The 9295-nt window shown below is 60.3% G+C and carries 8 protein-coding genes; all 8 read right to left on the bottom strand.

What is annotated here, in order from left to right; translation table 11 throughout:
* Window positions 1-188: 188 nt before the first annotated feature.
* Window positions 189-1133 carry a carbohydrate kinase family protein gene (locus PMI01S_RS19020; protein ID WP_084321630.1) on the bottom strand — a complete coding sequence of 315 codons (945 nt, stop codon included), beginning with the start codon at window positions 1131-1133 and terminating at the stop codon, window positions 189-191.
* 13 nt (window positions 1134-1146) lie between these two features.
* Window positions 1147-2643, bottom strand: coding sequence for a xylulokinase (gene xylB / locus PMI01S_RS19025; RefSeq protein WP_084321631.1), 1497 nt, complete (start codon window positions 2641-2643; stop codon window positions 1147-1149).
* Between the two features lie 135 nt (window positions 2644-2778).
* Window positions 2779-4251: a mannitol dehydrogenase family protein gene (locus PMI01S_RS19030; RefSeq protein ID WP_084321632.1), complete on the bottom strand. Its 1473-nt coding sequence runs from the start codon at window positions 4249-4251 to the stop codon at window positions 2779-2781.
* Window positions 4252-4267: 16 nt separating this feature from the next.
* Window positions 4268-5371 (bottom strand): ABC transporter ATP-binding protein, encoded by a 1104-nt coding sequence (locus tag PMI01S_RS19035; protein ID WP_084321633.1) that lies wholly within the window; start codon window positions 5369-5371, stop codon window positions 4268-4270.
* A 159-nt stretch (window positions 5372-5530) separates the two neighbouring features.
* Window positions 5531-6361: a carbohydrate ABC transporter permease gene (locus PMI01S_RS19040; protein ID WP_007936731.1), complete on the bottom strand. Its 831-nt coding sequence runs from the start codon at window positions 6359-6361 to the stop codon at window positions 5531-5533.
* 10 nt (window positions 6362-6371) lie between these two features.
* Window positions 6372-7298: a carbohydrate ABC transporter permease gene (locus tag PMI01S_RS19045; RefSeq protein WP_084321634.1), complete on the bottom strand. Its 927-nt coding sequence runs from the start codon at window positions 7296-7298 to the stop codon at window positions 6372-6374.
* A 153-nt stretch (window positions 7299-7451) separates the two neighbouring features.
* Window positions 7452-8762 (bottom strand): ABC transporter substrate-binding protein, encoded by a 1311-nt coding sequence (locus PMI01S_RS19050; protein WP_084321635.1) that lies wholly within the window; start codon window positions 8760-8762, stop codon window positions 7452-7454.
* Window positions 8763-9042: 280 nt separating this feature from the next.
* Window positions 9043-9295, bottom strand: a 253-nt coding sequence (locus PMI01S_RS19055) for an integrase core domain-containing protein (protein ID WP_139811119.1), incomplete at its 5' end; no start/stop codon positions are given.

Here is a 9295-nt window from a genome sequence, read left to right on the forward strand (position 1 = left end):
CGTAGACGGTGAGGCAGGGCCGCATCGGGGAAACCCCTAATGGCACGGTTTCATTAAGGCTGGCGGTGTGAGTCAGACCGCTTTCGCGAGCAAGCCCGCTCCCACATTTAGACGCTGGTGTTCATGCGTTTTGTGCTCGCAGGAGATCCAATGTGGGAGCGGGCTTGCTCGCGAAGAGGCCGGCAGCTTCAGCGAAGATCCAACTGCTGCCGATACGGCAAATCCGGCCCGGTCTTGCTGCACGTCAGCGCCGCCGCCTGTACCGCAAACCTCAACATCCCGTCGATCTGCTCGCGCGCAAGCGATTGCACACCCTCCACCGAATCCAGCTGCTGCTCGGTCAGCCAGGTAATCAACGCCGCTTGAAACGTATCGCCAGCCCCCACGGTGTCGGCAATCTTCACCGGACAAGCCGGCACCGACCACGAGCCATGAGCACGGCTGAATACCGTCGCGCCCTCGCCACCACGGGTCAGGAACACCAGCTGACAGCGATGTTGCAACCAGCCTTCGATCACGCGCTGCGGATCCTGCTCGGGATACAACAGGCTCAAATCCTCATCGCTCACTTTGATCAGGTCGGCCAGCTCGACCAACGTGGCCACCCGCGAACGCCACAGGTCGATGTTCGGTTCAGGATTGAGCCGCACGTTCGGATCGAGGCTGATCAGCCGTTTGCCGCTTTCTCGCTGCACCAAGGCCAGCAGTGTATCGGCGATCGGCTGCACCACCAGGGAGAACGAACCGATGTGCAAGCCGCGCACCTGCGGCCCCAACTCCGGCAGATGCTCCGGTTTCAACTGCCGATCCGCGCAGCCTTCACCACGAAAGCTGTAATGCGGCGAACCGTTGGCACCCACGGCGACCATCGCCAGCGTGGTCGGTGCCGCGAAGTCCACCAGGTAATCGGCACGCACGCCTTCATCCTGCAACACTTGCTGCAAACGCCGGCCAAGGTAGTCAGTCGACAACCCGGCAAACAGCGCTGCATCCACGCCGAGCCGGCGCAAACCGACCGCGACGTTGAACGGCGAACCGCCGGCAATCGCCTTGAAATTCACTTTTGAAGCCAGGCCGCTGGCGTCGTCTTCACTGAAGAAATCGAACAGCGCTTCGCCACACACCAGGTACATAGTTGTTCACTCTTTAAAGGGTTGCGACATGCTGTTGGTAGCGTTCATAGGCCTGCTGACAGGCCGCCACGTTTGCTGCAATCGGCAGGGTTTCGCTGGCGAGGTCGAGCTTCACGCAGCGTTCGCACAGGTCCGCCAGGCTGTCTTCGTGGCCGTTTGCCGAGGATTTGCACCACGCGGCCTGAATCGCCGCGCCGAGGGCGGCGGCTTCGCTTTGTTCGGTGCAGATCACCGGGGTGTTCATGATGTCGGCGACGATCTGCCGCCACACCGGACTTTTCGAGCCGCCGCCGATCAGGCAGATGCGCAGGCTTTGTAAGCCATTCTGGCGCAGCAGGTCCAGTCCGTAACGCAAACCGAAGGTCGTGCCTTCGACCACGGCGCGGCACAGGTTAGCTTGTGTCAGGTTCGTCATGGTCAAGCCGAGCAAACTGCCGGTGGCATGGGGCAGGGCGGGGACGCGTTCGCCGTTGAGAAACGGCAGCATGCACACGCCTTCGGCACCGATGGGGGCTTGCGCCACGAGGTGGTTGAATTGCTCGATATCCAGGTCGAACAAATCGCGAACCACTCCGGTGGCGTTGGTCAGGTTCATCGTGCAGATCAGCGGCAGCCAGCCACCGCTGGAGGCACAGAACGTTGCGACCGAAGCGTCCGGGCTGATTTTCGGTTGATCGGCATAGGCGTAAACCGTGCCCGAAGAGCCGAGGCTCATGGTGATCGTGCCAGGCTGGATGTTGCCGGTGCCGATGGCGCCCATCATGTTGTCGCCGCCGCCGCTGGACACCAGCGCGTCGGGGTTGATGCCCAAGTGTTCGGCGATGGCCGGCAGAATTGTGCCGACCGGCTGATGGGCGTCGATCAACTCCGGCAGCGCCGCTTGCAAGCGTCCGCTGGGGTCGATGTCGCGCAACAGCTGCAAGTCCCACTGGCGGGTGCGTACGTTGAAATAACCGGTGCCCGAGGCGTCGCCGTACTCGCTGCAGCTGCGGCCGGTGAGCCAGTGGTTGAGGTAGTCGTGGGGCAGCAGGATGCGCGCGATCCGGGAAAAAACCTCCGGGTGCCGTTCTTGGGTCCAGAGCAGTTTTGACACCGTGTAGCCCGGTGCGATGACCACGCCGAGGCGTTCGAGCGAGCCTTTTTCACCGCCGAGATGGGCGAGCAGGCGTTCGTTTTCCGCGGTGGATTCGGTGTCGCACCAGAGCTTGGCGGGGCGCAGCACCTGGCCTTGATCGTCGAGCAGGACCAGGCCGTGTTGTTGGCCGGAGACGCCGATACCGAGGATCTGTTGACCGTCGACGTTTGCCGCGATCAAGGCACGGCGAGTCGCCGACGTGAATGCTTCAAGCCATTGCGAGGTGTCCTGCTCACGACGGCCGTTGGCGCCGCTGATCAACGTGTGCGCGGCGGCGCCCTGGCCGAGGACCTGACCGCTGACCGCATCGAGAACGAGGGCCTTTGTGCCTTGGGTACCGCAGTCGATGCCGAGGAATAATTGTTGGTTTGCCATGGGAAGTCCTTGGTGTGTCAGGTCGATCTGGGTGAAGCTATCGCGAGCAAGCTTGCTCCTACAGGTTTTGTGTCGTTCGTTGGAGTGTGGCTCGCAAGCTTGCTCGCGATGACGGCGGTCATTTCACCGTCGCTCTTACGCCAACACCCGCTCCAACGTCCGCGTCACACCCACCTCGCGCAAACTGTTACAGCACCACTCAAACGCCGCCACAAATTCAGGCGAACGCGCAATCGCGGTCCCGAAAATCTCTTCAACCCCCAGCAACCGCTGGGTAATCAACGCATCATCCGCCACCAGCGCCTGGCAAAACGCGGCGCGTGGATCAGGGATCGAATAGGTATCGCCGTGCTCATCCACCCCCTTCAAATACAACGCCCACGCCGCCACGACCAACGCCGCACGTTTGGTCTCCCGGCCATCGGCAATCAAACGGTTGATCGTCGGAATGGTGAACTTGGGAAACTTCGATGAGCCGTCCGAACACACGCGCTCCAGCTGATCGGCAATCGCCTGATTGGAGAAACGCTCGACCAGCGTGTTCTTGTACTCGGTCAGATCGATCCCCGGAACGGGCGACAGCTGCGGTGTCACGTCCAGGTCCATGTAGGCGCGCATGTAGCGTACAAACAGCGGGTCGTTCATGGTCTCGTGAACGAAACGGTAGCCCTTCAGAAACCCGAGATACGTCAGTGCCAGATGACTGCCGTTGAGCAGTTTGATCTTCATCTCTTCATACGGTGTCACGTCGTCGGTGAACTGCACGCCGACCTTTTCCCAGGCCGGACGCCCGTTGACGAATTTGTCTTCCAGCACCCACTGTACAAACGGTTCGCAGACCACTGGCCAGGCATCGTCGACTGCATGTTTGTCGTGCAATTGCAGTTTGTGCTCGGTGCTGGTCATCGGTGTGATGCGGTCAACCATGGCATTCGGAAAGCTCACGTTTGTGGCGATCCAGTCGTGCAGTTCTACATCGCGTAAAGCAGCGAAGGCCAGCAGCGCCTTGCGGGTCACCGCGCCATTGTGCGGGAGGTTATCGCAGGACATCAGAGTGAACGCCGGCGTACCGACGGCACGACGTTTGGCCAGTGCGGCGCAGAGGAAACCGAACACGGTTTTCGGCGAATCCGGGTGCGCCAGGTCGTGCTGGATCTGCGGCAGATGCGCCATGAATTCGCCGTTGCTGTCGTCGATGCAATAACCGCCTTCGGTGATGGTCAGCGAGACAATGCGGATCTCGGGACTGGCCAGTTTATCGATCAACGCGTGCGCGCCGTCCTCGGCCAGCAGCATGTCGCGGATCGCGCCGATGACCCGGACTTCGGTGTCGTCGGTGTCGCCCAATTCGAACAGGGTGAAGAGGTAATCCTGCTCCTTCAGATCGTCTCGGGCGCGACGATCTTCGGCGCGCAGGCCGACGCCGCAAATCGCCCAGTCCAGGCCCTCGCCGGTGTTCATCAAGGCGTCGGTGTAATACGCCTGATGGGCGCGGTGGAAACCGCCGACGCCGATGTGCGCGATACCTTGGCGGGTATCGCTCAGGGCGTAGGCGGGCAGGACCACTTCGGGTGCGAGGTGGTGCAGGTTCTGTTTATTCAGTTTCATCACAGGCTCTCTGAAATCAGGCCGCAGCGCGCAACGGGCGGGTCAGCGCCACGCCGTCGGCATCGAATAAATGGCAGTGTTCGGCGTCCAGATGCAGGCTCAGGGTTTCGCCATAACGGCTGGCCAGGTCGCCGCGAACGCGCATGGTCAGCGCTTCACCGGACTTGGTCAGCACGTGGCAGAAGGTGTCGCTGCCCAAGCGCTCGCTGACGTCGGCGGTGACTTGCAGCGTGCAGTCGCCGGTTTGCGCCAGTTCCAGATGTTCCGGACGAATGCCCAGGGTCACCGCGCCGCCGACGCTCAGTTTGGCGCCGCTCAATGGCAACGTGATGCGGGTGCCGGCATCGAGCGCCACTTCGCAGCTTTGGGCGTCGACACGGGTGACTTGGCCCTTGAGGAAACCCATTTTCGGTGTGCCGAGAAAGCCGGCGACGAACAGGTTGGCCGGTTGGTGATACAGGTCCAGCGGCGAACCGACCTGCTCGATCCTGCCGCCATTCAACACCACCACTTTGTCGGCCATGGTCATGGCTTCGACCTGATCGTGAGTCACGTAGATCATCGTCGCTTGCAACTCCTTGTGCAGGCGCAACAGTTCAAGGCGCATCTGCACGCGCAGGGCGGCGTCGAGGTTGGACAGCGGTTCGTCGAACAGGAAAATTTTCGGGTTACGCACGATGGCGCGGCCGATGGCCACGCGTTGACGCTGGCCGCCCGACAGCTGTTTCGGTTTGCGCTCCAGCATCGGCCCGAGCTCGAGGATGCGTGCTGCTTCGCCGACCTTTTTCTCGACTTCGGCTTTTGGTACGCCGGCCAGATCGAGGGCAAACGACATGTTTTTACGCACGCTCATGTGCGGGTACAGGGCGTAGGTCTGGAACACCATCGCCAGGTCGCGCTTGGCTGGGCTGACTTCGGTGATGTCGCGGCCATCGAGTTCAATGGTGCCGCCGCTGACTTCTTCCAGGCCGGCGATCAGCCGCAGCAGCGTGGATTTGCCGCAGCCCGACGGGCCGACGAAGACCACGAATTCCTTGTCGTTCACTTCCAGGTCGATGCCTTTGATGATGGAAAAGCCTTCGAAGCCTTTTTGCAGATTCTTGATTTTCAGGTTGGCCATGGTGATGGGCCTCCGCTTTTAGTTATTCAGATTGAGCCGCGCACGCTTTGTGCAGGCGCCGGCTTGCTGGCGATGACGGCCTCGAGAGCAATGCAATATCCAAGGGCCTCATCGCCAGCAAGCCGGCTCCTACAAGAGATCGTGGCGTGTCAGTAATCTTCATTTCACCGCGCCGAACGACAGGCCGCGGACCAGTTGTTTCTGGCTGATCCAGCCGAAGATCAGGATCGGCGCGCAAGCCAGCGTGGACACCGCCGACAACTTGGCCCAGAACAGGCCTTCCGGGCTCGAGTACGAAGCGATCAATGCGGTCAGTGGCGCGGCTTTCGAGGAGGTCAGGTTCAACGACCAGAACGCCTCGTTCCAGCACAGGATCAGCGACAGCAGCACCGTGGAAGCCAGGCCACCTTTGGCAATGGGCAGCAGCACCCGGACCATTTCCTGCCACAGCGTGGCGCCATCGAGGCGTGCGGCTTCGAGGATGTCTTTGGGTATGTCCTTGAAGTAGGTGTAAATCATCCAGACCACAATCGGCAGGTTGATCAGCGTGTAGATCACGATCAGCGCGATCCGCGTATCGAGCAGGCCAAAGCTCTTGGCCAGCAGGTAGATCGGCATCAGCACGCCCACTGGCGGCAACATCTTGGTCGAGAGCATCCACAGCAGCGTGCCTTTGGTGCGCTGGGTTTCGTAGAACGCCATCGAATAGGCCGCCGGCACCGCGATCAGCAGGCACAGGGCCGTGGCGCTGAACGAAATCACCACCGAGTTCCAGGCGAAACTGAAGTAATCGCTGCGCTCGTTGATGTGCAGGTAGTTCTCCAGCGTCGGGGTGAAGATGAACTGCGGCGGCGTGGCGAACGCGTCGATTTCGGTTTTGAAACTGGTCAGCACCATCCAGAAGATCGGGAAGAAGATCAGGATCGCGATGGCCCAGGCCAGGGTGCCGAGCAGCAGGCTTTGCAGACGGCGGGATTGTTGAAGGGTCATGGCGCAGGCCTCAGGCTTTGTCTGTCAGGTTTTTGCCGATCATCCGCACCAGCACGATCGCCGCGATGTTGGCGATCACCACCGCGATCAAGCCACCGGCGGACGCCATTCCGACGTCGAACTGCACCAGCGCCTGGTTGTAGATCAGGTAGGCGAGGTTGGTCGAGGCGTAGCCGGGGCCGCCGTTGGTGGTGGTGAAGATTTCGGCGAACACCGAGAGCAGGAAGATGGTTTCGATCATCACCACGACGGCAATCGGTCGTGCCAGGTGCGGCAAGGTCAGGTGCCAGAAAATCGCGATCGGCCCGGCACCGTCGAGGCGTGCGGCTTCCTTCTGTTCCTGGTCGAGGGACTGCATGGCGGTCATCAGGATCAGGATCGCGAACGGCAGCCATTGCCAGGACACAATGATGATGATCGACAGCAGCGGGTAGTGCGCCAGCCAGTCTACCGGCTGCGCGCCGAACAGCTTCCAGACGTAGGCGAGAATCCCCGACACCGGGTGGAAAATCAGGTTCTTCCAGATCAGCGCACCGACGGTGGGCATGATGAAGAACGGCGAGATCAGCATCACCCGCACGATGCCGCGACCGAGAAACTCACTGGCCTCCAGCAACGCGCTGATCAACACCCCGAACACCACGCTGATCAGCAATACGCTGCCCACCAGCAACAGGGTGTTGGTGGCGCCGGGCATGAACCCGGAGTCCGTCAGGAAGTAGGTGAAGTTCTCAAGTCCCACGAACTCGTTTTCACCGGGATTGAGCAGGTTGTAGCGGATCATCGAGAAGTACAGCGTCATGCCCAGCGGCACGATCATCCACAGCAGCAACAACGCCACCGAGGGGCTGACCAGAAACCAGCCGGGATTGGCCAACCGGCTTTTACGCACCGGCTGGGGAATGTCCATGTGAGCTTTGGCAGTTGAAATATTCATGGCAAAGAACCGAGTCATACAGACCTGAGAAGATTCCATGTGGGAGCGGGCTTGCTCGCGAAAGCGGTGTGTCAGTCAACGTTGATGTCGAGGCTGTCGTCCCCTTCGCGAGCCAGCCCGCTCCCACATAAGGCGAGAGCGGGGACGCCAGGGTTACTTTGGATAACCCGCGCGCTTCATCTCGCGTTCGGTGGTTTGCTGGGCGGCAGCCAAGGCCTGATCGACCGTGGTCTGACCGATCAGCGCTGCCGAGAACGACTTGCCCACCTGAGTGCCAATCCCCTGGAACTCGGGAATGGTCACCAGTTGAATGCCGATGTAGGGCACTGGTTTGAGTGTCGGTTTGCTCGGGTCCGCCGCTTTCAGCGATTCCAGGGTCACTTTGGCGAACGGCGCGGCGCTCATGTAGGCGTCGCTGTAGGTCGAGGCCCGAGTGCCTGGCGGTACGTTGGCGATGCCGTCCTTTTCGGCGACCAGTGCGCCGTACTCCTTTGAAGTCGCCCAGGCACTGAAGGTTTTTGCCGCGTCCTTGGCTTTGGAACTGGTCGGGATCGCCAGCGCCCAGGAATAGAGCCAGGCTGATCCTTTATCGGTGGTCTGGTGCGGCGCGTAGGTGAAACCGACGTGCTCGCTGACTTTGCTTTGGCTCTTGTCGGTGACGAACGAACCGGCAACGCTGGCGTCGACCCAGATCGCGCACTTGCCGCTGTTGAACAGCGCCAGGTTTTCGTTGAAACCGTTGCTCGACGCGCCCGGCGGGCCGGACTTCTTCATGGTGTCGACGTAGAAGTTCAGCGCGTTTTTCCACTCGGGACCGGTGAATTCGGGCTGCCATTTCTCATCGAACCAGCGTGCGCCATAGGCGTTGGCGACAGTGGTGATCAGCGCCATGTTCTCGCCCCAGCCGGCCTTGCCGCGCAGGCAGATGCCGTACTGTTCTTTGTCTTTGTTGGTGAGTTTGCCGGCGAATTCGCCAATCTGTTCCCAGGTCGGGCGCTCGGGCATGGTCAGCCCGGCCTCCTTGAACAGGTCGGTTCTGTAGTAGGTGATGGAGCTTTCGGCGTAGAACGGCAGGGCGTACAGCGAACCCTTGACCGACAAACCTTCACGCACGGATGGGAAAACGTCGTCGAGGTCGTAAGTGGCGGGCAAATCCTTCATCGGTTCCAGCCAGCCCTTGGCGCCCCACAGTGCAGCTTCGTACATGCCGATGGTCAACACATCGAACTGTCCGCCCTGGGTGGCGATGTCGGTGGTCAGGCGTTGGCGCAGGACGTTTTCTTCCAGCACCACCCAATTGAGCTTGATGTCCGGGTGCTCGGCTTCGAACGTTTTCGAGAGCTTTTGCATGCGGATCATGTCGCTGTTGTTGACCGTGGCGATGGTCAGGGTTTGCGCGCCGAGGCTGACGCTACTGAGGGTCATGCAGGTGAGGGCCAGCAGAGCTTTTACCGAAGGTTGCATCGTGCACTCCTTTTCTGCGCCCGGTTGGGGGCAGAAGGACAGTTATTGTTTTTGTGTCTTCCTGGGGGGGAAGAATGTGCACTGATTACAGCCTTCAATTGAGGATGAGACAAATCATCCATCGCACTTGAATCGATACTATTTTGCACTGGTGTTAGAGGGGGGAGATACAAGGAAAGGCGTTGCAGGGGTAAACGGGCATCGGTTTTGTACAGGTTTTAATGGCCTCATCGCCAACAAGCTGATCTGGTCAAGTAATCCCGGACACCAGTTACGGTGTTTATGCCGCTTTTAGCTCCATAGCTATTGGCGACAGGTAGTTGTTGTAGCTGTGGAGCCTGGTGCGGTTGTAGTACATGAAGAAACGCACCATATCGGTTTTTGCTTCCTCGCTCGTGCTGTAGCCGTTGCGAGGGATCCATTCTGACTTCAGGGTGCCGAAAAAGCGTTCCGTTGGAGCATTGTCCCAGCACTGCCCGCGATGACTCATGCTCTGCGAAATGCCATGGCGCATCAGCTCTTCTTGAAACTTT

This window comes from Pseudomonas migulae NBRC 103157 (genome assembly GCF_002091715.1).
Taxonomy (GTDB): Bacteria; Pseudomonadota; Gammaproteobacteria; order Pseudomonadales; family Pseudomonadaceae; genus Aquipseudomonas; species Aquipseudomonas migulae_A.

Bases quoted from the DNA above. Each gene is read 5' to 3' on its own strand.
- PMI01S_RS19030 (WP_084321632.1), bottom strand. From the start codon at position 4,251: ATGAAACTGAATAAACAGAACCTGCACCACCTCGCACCCGAAGTGGTC.
- PMI01S_RS19035 (WP_084321633.1), bottom strand. From the start codon at position 5,371: ATGGCCAACCTGAAAATCAAGAATCTGCAAAAAGGCTTCGAAGGCTTT.
- PMI01S_RS19040 (WP_007936731.1), bottom strand. From the start codon at position 6,361: ATGACCCTTCAACAATCCCGCCGTCTGCAAAGCCTGCTGCTCGGCACC.
- xylB (WP_084321631.1), bottom strand. From the start codon at position 2,643: ATGGCAAACCAACAATTATTCCTCGGCATCGACTGCGGTACCCAAGGC.
- PMI01S_RS19020 (WP_084321630.1), bottom strand. From the start codon at position 1,133: ATGTACCTGGTGTGTGGCGAAGCGCTGTTCGATTTCTTCAGTGAAGAC.
- PMI01S_RS19045 (WP_084321634.1), bottom strand. From the start codon at position 7,298: ATGAATATTTCAACTGCCAAAGCTCACATGGACATTCCCCAGCCGGTG.
- PMI01S_RS19050 (WP_084321635.1), bottom strand. From the start codon at position 8,762: ATGCAACCTTCGGTAAAAGCTCTGCTGGCCCTCACCTGCATGACCCTC.